This is a genomic window from Streptomyces sp. PT12, assembly GCF_003311645.1.
Classification (GTDB): domain Bacteria; phylum Actinomycetota; class Actinomycetes; order Streptomycetales; family Streptomycetaceae; genus Streptomyces.
In genome coordinates this window covers 47,377-64,065 of the sequence record NZ_QEST01000243.1, presented here as the reverse complement: position 1 = coordinate 64,065, position 16,689 = coordinate 47,377, and the positions used below count along the sequence as shown (strand labels likewise).

General features: G+C 74.5%; 12 protein-coding genes. All 12 read right to left on the bottom strand.

Translation table 11 applies throughout. The annotated features are described in order from the left end of the window. Nucleotides 1-60: 60 nt before the first annotated feature. Complete coding sequence (locus tag DEH69_RS26800) at nucleotides 61-1,542, bottom strand: amidase (protein ID WP_220131344.1); 1,482 nt, start codon at nucleotides 1,540-1,542, stop codon at nucleotides 61-63. After that, the gene (locus tag DEH69_RS26795) at nucleotides 1,539-2,909 is read right to left on the bottom strand and encodes an amidohydrolase (RefSeq protein WP_113689567.1); all 1,371 of its coding nucleotides are present in this window, start codon (nucleotides 2,907-2,909) and stop codon (nucleotides 1,539-1,541) included. The genes DEH69_RS26800 and DEH69_RS26795 overlap by 4 nt, the downstream gene beginning before the upstream one ends. Beyond that, a complete protein-coding gene (locus tag DEH69_RS26790) occupies nucleotides 2,906-4,624 on the bottom strand; it encodes a gamma-glutamyltransferase family protein (protein WP_113689566.1) in 1,719 nt (572 codons plus the stop codon). The genes DEH69_RS26795 and DEH69_RS26790 overlap by 4 nt, the downstream gene beginning before the upstream one ends. A 52-nt stretch (nucleotides 4,625-4,676) precedes the next feature. Further along, entirely contained in the window at nucleotides 4,677-5,054 is a 378-nt protein-coding gene (locus tag DEH69_RS26785) for a hypothetical protein (protein WP_147255879.1), read from the bottom strand. Continuing rightward, the gene (locus tag DEH69_RS26780; protein WP_113689564.1) at nucleotides 5,041-6,651 is read right to left on the bottom strand and encodes a GMC family oxidoreductase; all 1,611 of its coding nucleotides are present in this window, start codon (nucleotides 6,649-6,651) and stop codon (nucleotides 5,041-5,043) included. The genes DEH69_RS26785 and DEH69_RS26780 overlap by 14 nt, the downstream gene beginning before the upstream one ends. Further along, nucleotides 6,648-7,667, bottom strand: coding sequence for a phosphotriesterase (locus tag DEH69_RS26775; RefSeq protein WP_113689563.1), 1,020 nt, complete (start codon nucleotides 7,665-7,667; stop codon nucleotides 6,648-6,650). Before DEH69_RS26775 ends, DEH69_RS26780 begins: the two co-directional genes overlap by 4 nt. A gap of 4 nt (nucleotides 7,668-7,671) precedes the next feature. Continuing rightward, a complete protein-coding gene (locus DEH69_RS26770) occupies nucleotides 7,672-8,685 on the bottom strand; it encodes a phosphotriesterase (protein WP_113689562.1) in 1,014 nt (337 codons plus the stop codon). A gap of 43 nt (nucleotides 8,686-8,728) precedes the next feature. Continuing rightward, nucleotides 8,729-10,195, bottom strand: a complete 1,467-nt coding sequence (locus DEH69_RS26765) for an aldehyde dehydrogenase (protein WP_113689561.1) — start codon at nucleotides 10,193-10,195, stop codon at nucleotides 8,729-8,731. A 25-nt stretch (nucleotides 10,196-10,220) separates the two neighbouring features. After that, nucleotides 10,221-11,750, bottom strand: a complete 1,530-nt coding sequence (locus DEH69_RS26760) for a glutamine synthetase family protein (protein ID WP_113689560.1) — start codon at nucleotides 11,748-11,750, stop codon at nucleotides 10,221-10,223. Next, complete coding sequence (locus DEH69_RS26755) at nucleotides 11,743-13,080, bottom strand: aromatic ring-hydroxylating dioxygenase subunit alpha (RefSeq protein ID WP_113689559.1); 1,338 nt, start codon at nucleotides 13,078-13,080, stop codon at nucleotides 11,743-11,745. The genes DEH69_RS26760 and DEH69_RS26755 overlap by 8 nt, the downstream gene beginning before the upstream one ends. A gap of 117 nt (nucleotides 13,081-13,197) precedes the next feature. Beyond that, the gene (locus DEH69_RS26750; RefSeq protein ID WP_113689558.1) at nucleotides 13,198-15,150 is read right to left on the bottom strand and encodes a primary-amine oxidase; all 1,953 of its coding nucleotides are present in this window, start codon (nucleotides 15,148-15,150) and stop codon (nucleotides 13,198-13,200) included. After that, the gene (locus DEH69_RS26745; RefSeq protein ID WP_113689557.1) at nucleotides 15,147-16,688 is read right to left on the bottom strand and encodes a gamma-glutamyltransferase; all 1,542 of its coding nucleotides are present in this window, start codon (nucleotides 16,686-16,688) and stop codon (nucleotides 15,147-15,149) included. Before DEH69_RS26745 ends, DEH69_RS26750 begins: the two co-directional genes overlap by 4 nt. Between the last annotated feature and the right edge of the window lies 1 nt (nucleotide 16,689).

Sequence of the window (16,689 nt, the reverse complement as noted above, 5' to 3'; positions counted from 1 at the left end):
CCTCCGAGCTCAGCATGATTGGATCCAAAGTATTTACTAGGGGATCCACTTGGGTTGCCTTCATGTGTCCGGCGCGTTGCCGGTTCGTGGGGCGGTGGAGCCGGGGGCGGCGCGGACATGGCCGATGACGGCTTCGACGGCGGCGCCGATCGCGAGCAGGCGCGCGTCCTCGCGGGACGGCCCCACGAGCTGCATCCCGACGGGCAGCCCCTCGGGGGTGAAGCCCGCGGGCGTCGTCAGCACGGGGTGCCCGGTGACGGTCAGCCGACAGGCCGTGCGCTGCCACGCGAAGTACCGCGCGAGGCGCACGCCGTCGATCTCGTCGACCCATTCCACGTCGGCTGGCGGCGCGGCCACGGGCGTCGCCGGGTAGGCGACGGCGTCCACGTCGTCGAGCACGGCGGCCGTGGCGCGGAATAGCTCCGTGCGCCTGGCCAGCGCGTTCGCCAGTGCGTCGGCGGAGATCGCGCGGCCTTCGGCGACGTTGCGGAGGTAGTCGTCGCGCAGCCCTGAACGCCCCGCGTGCGCCCCGCCGTCGGCGCCGAAGCCGAACAGCTCGATGGCCTCCCAGCACGCGTCCGCGCCCGCGAGGTCGGGCTCGACATCGACGACGGTGACGCCAGCGGCCTCAAGCGCCGCGCGCGCCCCGGCGTGCACCGCGCGGACATCGGGGGCGATCGGCAGCCCGCCGACGTCGGGGCTCCAGGCGATGCGCAGCCGGGCGGGGTCGAGGTCGGCCACGCGGCCGAGCGCGGCCGGGTCGTCCACCCAGGACAGCGGCCAGCGCCGGTCGCGGCCCGCGATGCCCGAGAGCAGCAGCGCGGCGTCCCTGGAGTCGCGCGCCATCGGGCCCAGCACGACATGGGGGTTCCACGCGTCGCCAGGCCGCCCGCTCGGCACCGTCCCCGGCGTGGGCCGCAGCCCCACGACGTTGCAGAACGCGGCCGGGAAGCGGATGCTGCCGCCGCTGTCCGAGCCGTCGGCGAGCGGCAGCAGCCCCGCGGCCAGCGCGGCGGCCGCGCCGCCGCTGCTGCCGCCCGCGTGGCGGCTGGGGTCCCAGGGGTTACGGGTGGTGCCGCGCACGGAGTTGAACGTCAGCGTGCCGAGACCGAACTCCGGGGTGTTCGTCTTCCCCACGATGAGCGCGCCGGACGCGCGCAGGCGCTCGGCGAGCACGCTGTCGCGAGCCGCGGGGCGCGCGTCGCGGTAGGCGGCGGAGCCATGCGTCGTCGGCAGCCCCGCGACATCCATCAGGTCCTTGACGGCGGTCGGCAGGCCATGGAGCGGGCCGAGGTCGTCGCCGCGCGCGACGGCGCGGTCGGCGTCCGCCGCCATGCGCAGCGCGAGGGACTCGGGGACGCGCGTGACAATCGCGCGCAGCCCATCGGCGCCCTCGTCGATCTCGTCGATGCGCGCGAGGTGGTGCCGCATCACCTCGACCGCCGACAGCTCGCGGCGGGCGATCGCGGCGGCCAGGTCCCGGGCGGGCCACCGGTGCAGGGGAAGGCCGCCGGGGTCGGCGGCCGCCGCCGAGGCCGTCACCGCCCGTCCCCCGCCCCGGCCTTGAACACCGTGCGCCCGCCGACCTCCGTACGCAGCACGCGCAGCGCGCGCAGCGCGTCCGCCCCGACGGCCAGCGGGTCCGCCGACCACAGGGCCCAGTCGGCGAGCGTGCCGACGCGCAGCATCCCCCGTTTCCCCTCGGCGAGGCTGGCATGGGCGGCGCCGACGGTGTACGCGGCCAGCGCCTCGTCCACCGTGATCGCCTCGTCCAGGCTGAGCGGCACGTCCGATCCCTCGATGCGCCGGGTGACCGCCTGCCACATCAGCAGGCGCGGGTCGAACGCGAAGAACGGCCCGTCCGAGCCGAACGCCACGACGGCCCCTGCGTCGATCCAGCTCCGGACGGGGTTGGCGCGCTCGGCGCGGTCCCCGAGCCGCTCGCGGAGCCCGCGCCCGTTGTGCCAGATGATCGAGGGCTGCAACGAGGCCACGACCCCGCAGCGCGCCGCCGCCGCCAGGTCCGCCTCGCGTGGTTCGAGGTAGGCGTGGATGAGCTGGAAGCGCCGCTCGCGCACCGCCGCGCCCGCGGCGGCGAACTCCCGCGTCACCGCCTCGATCGCCGCGCCGCCCACCGCGTGCGCGCCGACGCCCCAGCCGTGCTCGGCGCAGAAGCGCACCAGCCTGGCGAGGTCGTCGTCCGCCATCCGCCGCAGCCCGCGGTAGCCGGAGTCGTCCCAGGGCTCGTGGAGGAGCGCCTGGCCGCGCAGGCCCTCGCCGTCGACATAGATCTTGATCGGGCCGATCCGCAGCATGTCGTCACCGAAGCCGGTCGAGACGCCGGTGCCCGCCAGGTGCGCGATCACGGCGTCGATGTCGGGGGTCGGCGCCGAGCCGGGCTCGAGGTAGGGCATGGCCAGCGTGCGCATCGTCAACGCGCCGAGCCGGTGCGCCTCCTGGTAGCCGCGCATCTCGTCGATCGTCACCGCGGGGTCCACGACGCCGGTGAAGCCGAGCGCGTGCAGCAGCGGCTGCACGCGGCGCAGCCCGGCGACCCGCTGACCGAGCGCGGGCTCGCCGCCGGGCCATGTCGCGTCGCCCGCGGTGCGCCGCATCGCCGCGGCGTACGCGTCGGCGTCCGCGCCCGCGTCCAGGTACGCGAGCGCCTTCAGGCCGCCGCGCTGCATGTGCAGGTGCGCGTCGATGAGGCCGGGCAGGATCACGCCGTCGTGCGGGTGCTCGGGCGTGCCCGCGGGCACCGCGGCGCGCACGTGGTCGACGGTGCCGACGGCGAGGACCCGGCCGCCCGCGACCGCGAGCGCCGAGGCGCGCGGCCGCAGCGGGTCCATCGTCACGACGGGCGCGATGTGGACAACGGGCGCGGCGGCGTTCTCGCGAGGGGCGGTCACGCGACCACCGCCTGGGCGGGCTGGCGCGGGTCGGCGGCGGACGCGAGGAACCCCGTGCGGGCGTCCAGGTAGATCGCCTCGACGGCCGCCGCGTCCCGCGTGAAGGCGGGCCAGCGCCGCACATCGTGCCCTCGCCGCGCCAGCTCCGCGAGGACGGCCGGGTCGAAGCGGTCCTCGACGAAGACGTGCGCCGCGAGGTAGTCGAAGGGCGCGAATGAGTTGGGGAAGCTCCACGTCGAGAAGCGCGGCGCGTTCACGGCCTCCTGCACCTCCATGCCGAAGTGGAAGGCGTTGAGGAAGACCTGGAGCATCGCCTGCACCTGCATGTCGCCGCCGGGGCAGCCGAACGACAGCACGCTGCCGTCGTCGCGCACGGCGATCGCGGGGCTCGGCGTCAGGCGTGGCCGCTTGCCCGGCGCGACCCCCGCGGGGTGGGCGGGGTCGGGCCGCGACTGGAGGCCGCGCAGCGAGGGCACGATCCCGGTGCCGGGGATGACGGGCGATGTCGACGCGCCGTCGGACGGCGTCGCCGAGAAGGCGTTGCCCCAGCGGTCGATGACGCACACATAGCTCGTGCCGCCCTCGCCGATGTGGCGCACCTCGTCGGCGCTGATCGCCTCGGGCAGCGCCTGCGACGCGCCGAAGAGCGCGGGCGGCAGGCCGGGGAAGGCGCGCTCGGGGTCGATCGCCGCGGCACGCGCGGCGATGTGCTCGTCGCCCAGCAGCCGTTCGAGCGGCACATCGACGAACTCCGGGTCGCCGAAGTGGTGTTCGCGATCGGCGAAGACGCCCTTGAGCGCCTCGACGACCGTGTGCGCATACGCGGGGCTGTTGTGCGCGAGACCGCCGATGCCATGGCGTTCGAGGATGAGCAACGCCTCGGCCAGTATCGGGCCCTGGCACCAGGCGCCGCACGTGAGAAGGGTGAAGTCGCGCCAGCGGGCCTCGACGACCGGCTCACGGCGCGAGCGGAACTCCGCGAGGTCGTCATGGCGCAGATAGCCGCCGTTCGCCTCGTGGTAGGCCACGATGCGGTCGGCGATCTCGCCCTCGTAGAACGCCGCGCGCGCGGCCTCGAGACCGGCGACGCGGCCGCCGCCCGCGCGCTCCTCGGCGTCGATCATGATCTGGATCGTGCGGGCGAGGTCGGCCTGCACGAAGCGCTCCCCCACCCTCGGCGGGCGGCCGCCCGGCAGGTAGATCGCCGCGTTGGCCTCCCACCTGCGGTAGCCCGCCTGGCGCTTGGCGATGCCGTCGGCGAGCAGCGGGAAGACGGGGAAGCCGTCGCGCGCGAGGCGCGCCGCGGCGGCGGCGACCTGGGCGAAGGTCATCGTGCCGTGGTCGCGCAGCGCCGTGATCCAGGCGTCGGGCGCGGCCGGGACGACGGTGCGCAGGACGCCGGTGGGGATGGTGCCGCCGTGCTCGGCCATGAACAGGTCGGCCGGGAGGCGCCGCGGCCAGACGCCGAGCCCGTCGAGGCTCACGGCGGTGCCGTCGGCGAGGCGGATCATGAGGGGCGCGACCCCGGCGAAGTTGACCTCGTCGGCGTGCAGCACGGCGAGCGCCATGCCCGCGCAAGCGCCCGCGTCGACAGCGTTGCCGCCCGCCTCCAGGATCGCGAACGCCGCGGCCGAGGCCAGATGGTGCCCGGACGAGACCGAGTGCCGCGTGCCGACCAGCGCCGGATTCGGCGCCAGCCAGGTGGGTGACGTCATGGTCGGACCTTCCTCCATTGTTCGGTGGTCTCACGCCGCCGTGCGCGGGGGCTCACCAGTCGAGCCCGAGGTCGCGCAGCCGGCGTTCGAGGACGGCGTGTTCGGCCGCGCCCCTGTCGGGGTGGCGCCTGGCGTCGACGATCCGCGGCGGCCGCCCCCTGACCGCCGCTCGGGCGGCGATCGCGAACCCGTCGGGGAGCCGCACGATCGCGTAGCGGGGCAGCTCGGGGTCGGGGTTGCGGCGCACGAAGTCCAGCACCTCGGCGATGTCGGGGTCATAGGGCGGGGCGGGCGCGGCGCGGGCGCGCGCGATGAGCTCGGCGGTCACCAGGGCCCGCACCCGGGTCCGCAGGATCTCGGCGTCCTGGATCGACAGCGCCATCGCGGCCCTCACCCCGCCGCCGCGGGCGCGCGGTTCAGCTCGTCGCACGGCACGCGCCCGCCTCCTCGAGCAGCAGCCGGGCGACCTTCTCGCCCATCACGACCGCGGGCATCGCCGTCGTCGCGCGGGGGACCCTCGGCATGATCGAGCAGTCCGCGATCCGCAGCCCCTCGACGCCGTGCACCCGCGCCCGCTCGTCCACGACGGACAGGGCGTCGTCCTCCGTGCCCATGCGGCAGGTGCCCACGGGGTGCCAGTAGTTGTCGGGGCTGCGGTACAGGTGCGCGACGAGCGCGTCCCGGTCGAACGTCTCGGGTCCCGGGTGGATCTCCGCGCCGACGAGGGGGGCGAGAGCCGGGTCCGCCGCGAGCTCCCGCAGGATCGCGGCGCCCTCGGCGAGCACGGCGACGTCGACGCCCTCGGGGTCGGCGAGGAAGCGGTGGTCGATGAGGGGCTTCGCCTCGGGGTCGGCGTCGCGCAGCCGGACGAACCCCCGGGAGCGCGGCTGGAGCGCGGAGACGCCCACGCTCCAGCGCTTGCGCTCGATCAGGTGGGTCGGGCTGTACGGCAGGAAGTGCAGGTCGAACGCCTCCGTGTCGAAGCTCGACGCGGCCTTGCCCATCGCCTGCTCGTCGGGGCACCAGCCCGCCGCGCGGGCGCGTCGCATCGCGGCGGTCATCTCGTCGGAGCCCGCCCAGCTCATCAGCAGGAACGGCTGGTCGTGCAGGTTCTCGCCGACGCCGGGCAGGTGCAGCGTGAGCGGGATGCCGAGGACCGCGAGCTGCGCGTAGGGGCCGATGCCCGAACGCAGCAGGATCGTGGGCGAGTTGTAGGCGCCGCCCGCGAGCACGACCGTTCCGGCCCGCACGGTGGCCGCCTCGCCCCTGTGCCTGACCACGACGCCGGTCGCCCGCCCGTCGGCCACGGTGACGCGGTCGACGAGGGCGTCGCCGACGATGCGGATGTTGGGCAGGGCGCGCACGGGGTCGAGGTAGGCGAAGGCGGTGTTGACGCGCGTTCCGTCCACGATGTTGACCGCCTCGGGGGCGAATCCTGCGGCCTCGTCGACGTCGTTGAGATCGGCGAGCCGCGGCATCCCGACGGCGGGCGCCGCCTCGTACCAGGCGCGCTGCCACGGGGTGAGCTCGTCGGCCCGGTAAGTGCGCACGCGCATGCGCCGCGTGCCCTCGGCGAACAGCGGCAGCAGGTCGTCGGTCGACCAGCCGGTCAGCCCGGCCTCGGCCCACGCGTCGTAGTCGCGCCGGTGCCCCCAGGTCTGGGTGCAGCCGTTGACGTCGGAGCAGCCGCCGATGGCGCGGGCGCGCTCGAAGCCGACGGTCCAGGGGTAGCCGTCGCCCGAGTCGTAGCCCCAGTCGTGCGAGCGCCCCAGGCGCGTCGCGTCGACGAAGTCGGCGGGCCAGGCGGCGGCGCCCTCGGGCCCGAAGTCGGGGCCCGCCTCCAGGAGGAGCACGTCGAGACCGGCCTCGGCGAGCCGGGCGGCGACGACATTGCCCGACGTGCCGCCGCCGACGACGACATACTGGGCCTCTTCGGGCAACACGCCCGTGTCGCGGGCGCGTTCGGCGCCGGTGGGTGTTGGGGTGGTCGGGGTGGTCGTGGGTGTTGGGGTGGTCGGGGTGCTCATGGGCGGTCCAGGAGGCGTCGGGGCTGGTGGACGAGGATCGTGTCGACCACGGCGGTGTCCCCGCCCGCCAGGTCGGTGATCGCCGGGGCGATGCGGCGGAAGAGGTGGTCGTAGCCGTTGCCGCCGTTGCGGTGGAGGTTGGCCTGCGTCCAGACGTCGGCGCCGATGATCAGCTGCCCGCCGAACCCCTCGCCAAGAAGCCACTCGACCATCTGGAGCCGTTCCACGTCCGTGGGGTTGCGCAGCGCCGGGGAGCCGTAGCAGAAGTCCGAGCCGAACGTGTCATAGCCGAGCACGGCGCCCGCCTGGGCGATCTCGCGGTGGTATCCGCGGTCCCACCGCTCGTCGAGATGGCCGATGACGACCCGGTCGGCGGGCATCCCCTCGTCGAGGAGCGCGGCGAGCACCGCGGTGCCGCCCGCGCCGCGGAAGGACAGGTGCGCGTAGACAGCGGCGCCCGTGCGCGCCCCGGCGCGGCCCGCCGCCCGCACGAGCCGCCACTCGGCCGGGGTGATGGGCCAGCTGGTCCCGATCTCGCCGAGCAGGGCGGGCCTGATACCGCTGGCGCCGACGCCGTCCGTGAGCTGCGCCACCAGGATCTCGGTGAGCTCGTCCACGCCCGCCTCGCGCACATGCGCGGGCATCGTCTCCTCCACGTAGAAGCCCGCGCCGACCAAGACGTGCACGCCCGCGCGGCGCGAGATCGCCGGGAGTTCGTCGACGCGCCGGCCCATGCCCTCCAACGTGAGCTCCACGACGGCCGACGCGCCCGCCTCTCGCACCCAGCTCAGCTCGGCGGCGGCGACGTCCGGGTCGTCGAGCACCAGGTTGCCCGGCAGTGACAGCGCGTTCCAGCGCAGATAGGCCGCGAGCTCGGGGCCCATCGGCACCCCGGCGGGCGGCAGCTCCCCCGGCGGCTTGGCCCACAGGCGCAGGTCGCTCAGCAGGTGCTCGTGCATCGACGTCGGGCCGAGCCGCTCGGGCTCGATCGGTCCGAGCACGGTGTGAACGGGCACGGGATCACCGTCCGAAGATCGCGCGGCGCGGATTGGCGGTGTGGATGAGGTCGAGCACGTCGGGGTCGATGCCCGCGCTCGCGGCGAGCGCCCTGAACTCCTCGAACAGGAACGTGTACCCGGGCCCGCCGAGGGCGCGCATGTGGGAGCGCTGGCAGACGTCCTGCGAGAGCAGGATCCGGTCCTGGTACCCCTTCTCGATCAGCGTCCTCAGGTAGGAGAGCCGCCTGTCGATCTGGTGCGCGACAAGCGCGCCGCCGATGCGGCAGGTCATGAGGCAGTCGAACTGGACGAACGCGCCGCGCCTCGCCAGTTCGAGCGAGTAGTCGACGCTCTTGACGGTGTCGGCGTGGCCGATCACCACGCGCGCCGGGTCGACGCCCTCCTCGCGCAGGATCTCCAGCTGCGCCAGGCCGGTGGGGAACGACGCCGCGTGCGTGCTGACCAGGGCGCCGGTCTCGCGGCTGGCCCGCGCGGCGGCGCGGAACGAGCGCTCCTCTACGGCCGTGATGTGCGAGAGATCCGACGCGACCTCGCCGATGATGCCCGCGCGCACGCCCGTGCCGGGGATCTCGTCGAGCAGGTCGGCGATGAGGAAGTCCGCGATGGTGTTGGTCGCGTTGCGGTCGAACCAGCGCTTGTCGAGGTAGGTGTCGTAGTAGTGGCCCGTGCCGAGGATGACCTGGACCCCGGTCGCCTCGGCCATCGCCTTGGTGGCCAGGACGTTGGCGACCGAGCGCGACCCGGTCCTGGGGTTCTGCTGCATGTCGCGCGGGTCCTGGCTCCAGCCGACGGGAGCCGCGTAGTCGCTCAGCTCGCCGTTGGTGACGTCGATCAGCGTCGAGCCCCCGGCCGCGGTGAAAAGACCCAGCTCGGCCTCGGCCTCCGACCACACGTTGAGGTAGCCGTCCTGGGGCGTCGTCCTCGTCATGTTGATGAAGATGTGCTCATGCGTCAGCGTGACCCCCAGCTGCTCGGGAAGCAGGGGGCCCGTGACGCTCTGGACCGTCTCGGCCATGGTCGTCCTCTCCGCTCGGATCGCCTGGATCGCCTGGATCGCCTCAGGGCGCCTGGATCGCCATGACGACGCTCTTGGGTTCGCAGAAGCCGCGCAGCCCCTCGTCCCCGAGGTCCCTGCCGAGGCCCGAGGCGCCGACGCCGCCGAAGGAGAGGGCCGGGTCGAACACGTTGTAGGTGTTCACCCAGACCGTTCCGGCGCGCAGCGCCGCCGCCATCCGGTGCGCCCTCGACAGGTCGCGGGTCCAGACGCCCGCGGCGAGGCCATAGGCGGTGTCGTTGGCGATGCGGATCGCGTCGTCCTCGTCGTCGAACGGGATGACCCCCACCACGGGCCCGAAGATCTCCTCGCGCGCGATGGTCATGTCGTTCGTGACCCCGGTGAAGAGGGTCGGCTCAACATAGAACCCCGGGCCGCGCGTTCCTCCGCCGACGGCCAGGGTCGCGCCCTCGTCGACGCCCTTCGCGATGTATCCGAGGACCCGGGCGCGCTGCTCCTCGGACACCAGCGGCCCGACGGTGACGCCGCCCGCGAGGCCGTCGCCGACCGGCACCGCCGCGACCGCGTCGACCAGGCGCCGCGTCATCGCGTCGGCGACGGACCGCTGCACGAGCAGGCGGCTGCCCGCCGTGCACATCTGGCCCGAGTGCCCGAACGACGCCCGCATCGCGGTCACGACGGCGGCGTCGAGGTCGGCGTCGGCGAAGACGATGTTCGGGCTCTTGCCGCCGAGTTCGAGCGTGAGGCGCGTGAAGCCGTCGGCGGCGGCGTGCGCGACGGCGCGCCCGACCTCCGTCGATCCCGTGAACGACACCTTGGCGATGCCGGGGTGGCGGCTGAGCGCGGCGCCGACGCGGCCGTCGCCGGTGAGGACGCTCACGGTGCCGTCGGGGACGCCGGCCGCGAGCAGGATCCGCGCGAGGCGCAGCAGCGTCAGGGGCGTGTCCTCGGCGGGCTTGGCGACCACCGTGCAGCCCGCGGCGAGCGCGGGGGCGAGCTTGAACGCCGCCGTCATGAGGGGGAAGTTCCACGGCAGGATGACGGCGACCGGGCCCACGGGTTCGAGCACGGTGTAGGCGTGGTGGCTTGCGCCGTCGACGGGGACGACGGTGCCGCCCAGGCGCGAGGGCGCCCCGGCGAAGTGGCGGAACGCGCGCGCCGCGCTGGCCGTGTCGGCGCGGGAGCGCTCGATGGGCTTGCCGTTGTCGCGTGTCTCGAGGATCGCGAGCTCTTCGATGTCGTCCTCGATTCCGTCGGCGACGCGGTGCAGGATCCGCGCCCGTTCGAGGGGGGCGAGCCCGCGCCAGCGGCGGTCCTCGTGGGCCGCCACCGCGACCGCGACGGCCGCGTCGACGTCGGCGTCGGTGGCCTGGGCGACGGTGGTGAGCACGTCCTCGGTGGCCGGGTCGACGACGGCGCGGGCCTCGCGGCCGCCCAGGGCGACCCACTCGCCGCCGCACAGGAACGGCTCGTAGCCCGGCAGCGCCGTCACGGTGGTCCTGATGGTCATGTGCGTCCTTCCGGTGGCGCCGGCTCTAGAAGATCCCGAAGTACTCGCGCTGCTCCCAGTCGGAGACATGGCGCAGATACCGGTCGAACTCGGCGCGCTTGATCGTGGCGTACCACTCCACGACCGTGTCGCCGAGCGCCGCCCTGAACGCCGCGTCGCCTTCGAGGGCGTCGACGGCGGCGCCGAGGCTGGACGGCAGGCGTGGGGCGTCATCGGCGTAGGGCGTGGCCGTCGGCGCCGGGGGGACGAGGCCGCGGTCGATCCCGTCCATCCCGCTGACGAGCTGGGACGCGATGTACAGGTAGGGGTTGGCGGCGGGCTCGCCCGAGCGGTTCTCAAGGCGCGTCGCGGGGTCGCCCTGGCCCCCGACGGCGCGGATCATGGCGCCCTTGTTGTCGATGCCCCACGCGACCCGGTCGGGCGCGAGCGAGTACGGCTGGTAGCGCTTGTAGCCGTTCACGGTCGGCGTCGTGAACGCCGCGGCGGCGAGCGCGTGGTCGAGCAGCCCGGCGAGATAGCGCGCCCCGAGGGGCGAGAGCGCGTCACCCGGCGCGTCGGGTAGGAACGCGCCCGCGCCCGTCGCGAGGTCGTGGAGCGACTGGTGCAGGTGCCACCCGGTGGAGGCGCCTTCCGCGCCCTGCGGCCGTGACATGAACGTCGCGTGATAGCCGAGTCCCGCGCTGATGCGGCGCACGGCCGTGCGGCACAGGACGACCGCGTCGGCGATGGCGGCGGCGTCACCCGCCTCCATCGTCAGCTCGAACTGGCTTGGCCCGAACTCCAGCTCGATCGAGCGCAGCGGCAGGTCGAGCAGCGTCAGTCCGCGGTAGAGGGCGTCCACGAGCGGCTGCATCGCGTCTAGGCCCTCGTCGTGGAGCAGTTGCGCGCCGCGCGTCGTGGGCAGGGCGGCGGGCGCGGCGCCAGGCCGCCCCGGGCCGCCGACGTGCTCGGGGCCGACCTCGGCGCCGGCGGCGCGGAACACGTGGAACTCCAGCTCGGCGCCCACCGTCATGCCGTAGCCGCGGGCGGCGAGCGCCGCGAGCCCGTCGCGCAGGATCGAGCGCGTGCAGAACGGCACCCTGGCGCCGTCGGGGAAGCGCACGTCGCACAGGAGCGTCGCGGTGCGCTCGGTCCAGGGCAGGACGCGGAACGTCGTCGGGTCGGGGACGAGCACGATGTCGCCCGCGCCACTGAAGCCGCCGACGCCCACGCCGGTGTCGGCGGCGAAGACCGCGAAGACCGAGAGGCCCGAGGTGTCCTTGAGCAGCAGCGAGCTGGGCGCCGTGACGCCGGAGCGCAGCGCCGCGGGCACCGCGGCCCTGGTGAGGGTCTTGCCGCGCAGGACGCCGTGCTGGTCGACGAACGAGAAGCGCACCATCTCGATGCCGAGCTCGTCGATGACGCGGCGCATCTGGCCCGCTGCCGCGTACTGCGCCTCGCTCCACAGGCCGTGCCGCTCGATGAAGCCGCCCCGGTCCTGGCTGAGCATCGGCCGGGCGGACACGCCTCCGCCCGCCGCCGCGACGGGGCGCTCGTCCGCGTTGCGCTCACGCATCGGCCGGGACCTCGGCCCGCTCGGTGCCCGAGGCCCACGGCGACGCGCGCCTGCGCTCGCGGTCCCGCTCGACCCACCGGGTCTGCCACCCGGCGTCGGGGGCGATCGTGTCGACGGCGAGCGGCCCGGTGAGGGCCGCGGCCTCCGCCTCGCTGACGGGGCGCGCCGGGGTCGGGGCGCCCGCGGCGAACGCGTCGATGGCGCGCAGCAGCAGGCGCCGGTTGGCCGTGACGGCGCGGTCGGAGGCGCCGAGGCGCTCGACCGTGCGGTCCTGGATGCGGCCCATGCTCTCGACGGCCCACTGGTCGTGGACGTTGATGTCGAGGCCCATCCCGGTGTAGGTCAGCTCCCGCTGCTCCCGCGGGTCGAAGCCCCAGTCGTTGCCCCGGTTCCGCAGGGGCCGGTAGTCGGGGAGGCTGACGCCTTCGAGGCGCTGCCTGAGCAGGGTCTCCTTGTCGGTGCGCTCGGCGAAGTCGTACCAGATCATGTACCAGTGGTGGTTCTCGTCGTCGATGGGCACGTGCCACTGGGTGAAGACCTTGGAGGTGCCGAAGGGGACGACAAAGGCGTTGGGGAAGAGCAGATTGGTCACCCTGACGTGCTTGATGTCCTCGGCGAGCTGCCGCAGCGCGTAGACGCGCAGGCCGTGGTCGGCCCTCTCCACCTCGATGTCGGGGCGGTGGTTCTCGCCGACGAGCGTCGAGAGCTTGCGGCCCGTGCCCTCGACCTCCTCGCTGAACTGCTGGCCGTAGACCTCGCGCGGGTCCTCCTGGATGAAGCGGTGGAGAAAGGAGACATGGCTCGGGTCGATGCCGCCTTCGAGTCCCTGGAGCCAGTTGCACTCCCACAGGCCCTTGAAGGCGAACGTGAACTCCTCGGGCGCGACAAAGCAGTCGTAGTGCGGGAAGGGCGGCGGGTCGCCCGCGCCGAGGTAGGCGAAGACGATCCCGTTGCGCTCGACACAGGGGTAGTTGGCGATCCTGACCTTGCCGAGGAACCGGCTGTGCTCGGGCTCGGCGGGCTGCTCGACGCAGCGCCCCTCGCCGTCGTAGAGCCAGCCGTGGTAGAGGCACCTGATGCCGTCGTCCTCGAGCCGTCCGAAGGACAGGTCGACGCCGCGGTGGGCGCAGAACCGGCTGATCAGGCCCCAGCCCTTGGGCCTGCGGAACAGCACAAGGTCCTCGCCGAGCAGCCTGATCGCCTTGACGGGGCGCTCGGCCGGCATCTCCGAGACGAGCGCCGCGGGCTGCCAGTAGGAGCGGAGCAGCGCGCCGAGCGGCGTGCCGGGACCCGAGCGGGTGATCTTGTCGTTGTCTTCCTGCTTCAGCATGCCGCGCGACTCCCTCGCTTCCGACCACCTGATCAGGTATCCGATCTGGATACTATTGGATCCAATGCTTGCGTGTCGAGGGCGGCGACTGTGTGCGCCGCCCGGAGACGCAGGCCATCACGGGGGCGTTGCAGGCGCGTTCCCTTCGCATGAGCAGGATGTCGCGCCGCCCCCGTGGCAGTGCCCGGAAGGCCGCGACGGCGGGACGTCGAGCGAGGGGTTGCGGTCGAAGAAGCCGTCGGGCTCAAGGCGCAGCCCTATGCGCTGCACGGGCATGATCGGCCAGTCCTCGGGGCGCGCGTAGTGGTGCGAGGCGATCACGGGCCACAGGACGAGCTCGGCGCCGTCGAGGGGGCGGTCGGCGCGCTGCCACGCCGTGATGCCCTCCTCGCCCAGCGGCGCCTGGTTGGGGTACTCCCCCGCGATGAAACGTTCGGCCGGGTCGTATGCCGTCGCCCACAGGTGCTTCGCGACGAACGGCGCCTTGCGCTCGACGACGCTGCCGGGGCGCGCGAACAGGCGCGTGGTGTCCGGCAGCGCGAGCCTGAAGGCGGTGGGGTCGCCGAACCGGTTGACGCGCTCCGCGCTCTCGACGCGCCAGTGCACGGCGCGCGACGGGTCGTTGGCGCGGGCGGCGGTCCGCTCGGACGCGATGACCGTCGGCACCATGCGGCACGCGTTGCCGTAGGGGTTGAGCGTCTCGTCCTCCTCGACCTCGGCGTGCACCTCGACGAGGCGGTTGAGCGGCCCGTCGACGGCGGTGTCCAGGCGGATCGCGAAGTAGTGCTGGTGCGTGGGCGCCTGGACGCCTGGGCTCATCAGGCGCCCGAACGGCGGCGTCGCGCCGTCGGCCGTGCCCGACACCGAGAGGATCCCCGTGAGCTTGACCTCGAGCTCGATCGCGCCGTCCTGGTAGAGGGACCAGTAGAAGCCGTAGTCGTAGTTGGCGACCGTCGCGAAGAACGAGATGACCAGCCGCCGCGAGCGGCGCACATCGGCCTCGCCGGTCCGCGTGTTGACGTGCTTCCACAGGACGGAGAAGTCCTCCTCGTGCAGGCACACGCCGTTCTTGACCGTCTTGACCTCGCCGAGGCCGTCGAGCACGTGGGCGTCGAAGTAGTGGATCTCGCCCAGGCAGTCGCAGCCCAGCTCGAGCGAGGCGGTGAGCGGCCCCGCGCCGTACTCGCCCCAGTCGAAGAAGTTCTTGCGGTAGGCCGTCGGGTCGGAGTCGAGGTAGGGCACATACATCTCGTTGACGGCGGCGCGCCGCAGCACGGGCCGCGCCGTGCCGCCCTCGCGATAGGTCAGGTCGTGCAGCACCAGCCCCTCGCGGTGGGTGAAGCCGACGCGGAACGACCAGTTCTGCCACGTGACCTCGTGCCCGTCCACGGTGAAGCCCGGGCCATCGGGCTGGGTGATCTCCAGCGGCGCGACGTCGCGGTCCGCGCCCCAGGTGCCCGAGCGGTACACGCCGGTCTCGCCCGCCATCGGCACCACGCCGTGGTCCTCGATACGGACGACGTCAAGCGTCTCCAGGTCGACGATGGGCACAAGCCCCGCCACGGGGCGCGCATAGCCGTTGTCGTCCTCCGACTCGCGGTGCCACACGGTGCCCCAGCTGAGCCTTCTGTCCTTCAGGTCCTCGGGCTCGAAGCCCGTGATCGACTCGGGGTCGACCCACACGAGCGAGGTGTCGTGGATCCCGCGCCTGGCCAGGGCCTCCTTCAGCAGCGGGTGCTCGCGGGCGGCCCGCGCGACGAGGCGGGCCTCCTCGGACGAGACGCCGGGCCGCTTGGCGTCGACGGGCCGCCATCCGACCAGGGACGCGGGGCGGTCGGTGCCCGCCGTCCACGCGGTGACCTCCCACGCCTCGTGCGCGTCGGGGTTCATGACGACGAGCCGCGCCGGGCGGCCCTGGCCCGGCGCGAGGCCCCTGGCGAGTCCTTCGTCGACGGCCATCCCCCAGAAGCGGGGACGGGCGCCGATGCGCTCGTCGCGCCGGACAAGGGCGACGACGCCTGCGATCTCCTCGGGGTCGAGCGGGTCGCTCCACCGACGTGCCGTGATCATGTCTCCTCCTCGGGGTGGCGGGTGCGGGACGGGCCGACGACGACGCTCACGCCGTCGGCGCGGGGGTCGCTCGCCCCTTCGAGCACGGGCCCCGCGGGCCCCGCGCGCCGCCGCACGACCTGGACGTGGCCCGCGGCGTCGTCCCTTGCGGGGAACCGGGCCACGGGCAGCCCCGCCGCCCTGGCCGCCGCGGCGACGTCGTCGCCGACCCCGGGCTCGGCGACAAGGGTGAGCCCGGCGTGGCCGAGGTCCACGTCGCCGACCACCCAGCGCGGACGGGCCAGGATCCCGTCCAGCGGCCGGGCCGCGTCCGTCATCGCGGGGACCAGCTGGGCCAGGATCCAGGGCTGGGCCCGCCCGCCCTGGCAGCCGGCGACGACCGTGGCCCCCGCCGCGTGGACGATGACGGGGCACAGCGTGTGCGGGGGCCGCGCCCCCGGGGCGAGGCGAGCGGGCGACGCGGGGTCAAGGCTGAACGCCGCGCCGCGGTTGTGCAGTACGACGCCGGTTCGGGGGTCGAGCAGCCCGGCCCCGAAGCTCTGGAAGACGCTCTGGACAAGGGTGACGCCCCAGCCCTCGTCGTCGATCGCCGCCACCGCCACGGTGTCCCCCGCGGCGCGCGGCTCGGGCCCGACGGCGGCGGGCGCCGCGTCGAGCCGCAGCAGGGCGCCGAGGTCGGCGCCGCCCGAGCGCGGGTCGCCGAGGTGCGCGGCCCTGGCCGCGACACCCGCCAGGCTGGCCTCGACCACGCGCGCAGGTGCGGGTTCGAATCCCGCATGCGCCGCGGCGCGCGCGACGCCCAGGAGCACGGGGCCCACGGAGGGCGGCGGCGCGACCGACCAGGCGCGCCCGGCGACCTCGCGGGTCACGGCGGGGGACGTCTCGGGCCGGTAGCGGGCGAAGTCGGCGAGCGTGTGCACGCCGCCCCGCGCGCGCAGCGCCCCGACCAACGCCCGCGCGGTGTCGCCCTCGTAGGCGTCGCGCGGATCGGCGGCGAGCCGCCGCAGCGTCGCCCCGAGTGCGGGCTGGCGCAGCGTCGCCCCGCGCGTCAGTGGCTCCCCGCCTGGCGCGAACACCGCGCGCAGGCCCGGGTCGGCCAGGACCGCGGCGCGGCGGGCGCGCAGCGCGCGGTCGAGGCCCGCGCTCACCCGGGTGCCGTCGTCGGCCGCGCCCGCCGCGTCGCCGAACGCCGCGCGGAGCGGCACGTTGCCGCCCAGGCGGGCCAGTTCGAGCCACCCGGCGACGATCCCCGGCACGGTCACCGCGTGCGCGCCCTGCCGGGGGACGGCGGTCCAGGTGGCCGCCGCGCGGTCGATGGCGCGGGGCGCCGTGCCCGCCGCGACGACCGCCGTGGTCGTTCCCCCCGGCGAGCGGACCAGGGCGACGAGGTCACCGCCGAGCGCGCACTGGTGCGGGTAGACGACCGTGAGCATGACGGCGGCGGCGAGGGCGGCGTCGAGCGCGTTGCCGCCCGCCGCGACGGCGCGCTCGCCCGCGGCGACGGCGTCGCGGTGCGGGGCGGCGAGGGCGACGGCCATA

What these genes read in the sequence shown, in the direction of transcription:
- DEH69_RS26755 (WP_113689559.1), bottom strand. Translation starts at nt 13,080, where the DNA reads ATGCTGAAGCAGGAAGACAACGACAAGATCACCCGCTCGGGTCCCGGC.
- DEH69_RS26745 (WP_113689557.1), bottom strand. Translation starts at nt 16,688, where the DNA reads ATGGCCGTCGCCCTCGCCGCCCCGCACCGCGACGCCGTCGCCGCGGGC.
- DEH69_RS26750 (WP_113689558.1), bottom strand. Translation starts at nt 15,150, where the DNA reads ATGATCACGGCACGTCGGTGGAGCGACCCGCTCGACCCCGAGGAGATC.
- DEH69_RS26770 (WP_113689562.1), bottom strand. Translation starts at nt 8,685, where the DNA reads ATGGCCGAGACGGTCCAGAGCGTCACGGGCCCCCTGCTTCCCGAGCAG.
- DEH69_RS26765 (WP_113689561.1), bottom strand. Translation starts at nt 10,195, where the DNA reads ATGACCATCAGGACCACCGTGACGGCGCTGCCGGGCTACGAGCCGTTC.
- DEH69_RS26780 (WP_113689564.1), bottom strand. Translation starts at nt 6,651, where the DNA reads ATGAGCACCCCGACCACCCCAACACCCACGACCACCCCGACCACCCCA.
- DEH69_RS26760 (WP_113689560.1), bottom strand. Translation starts at nt 11,750, where the DNA reads ATGCGTGAGCGCAACGCGGACGAGCGCCCCGTCGCGGCGGCGGGCGGA.
- DEH69_RS26790 (WP_113689566.1), bottom strand. Translation starts at nt 4,624, where the DNA reads ATGACGTCACCCACCTGGCTGGCGCCGAATCCGGCGCTGGTCGGCACG.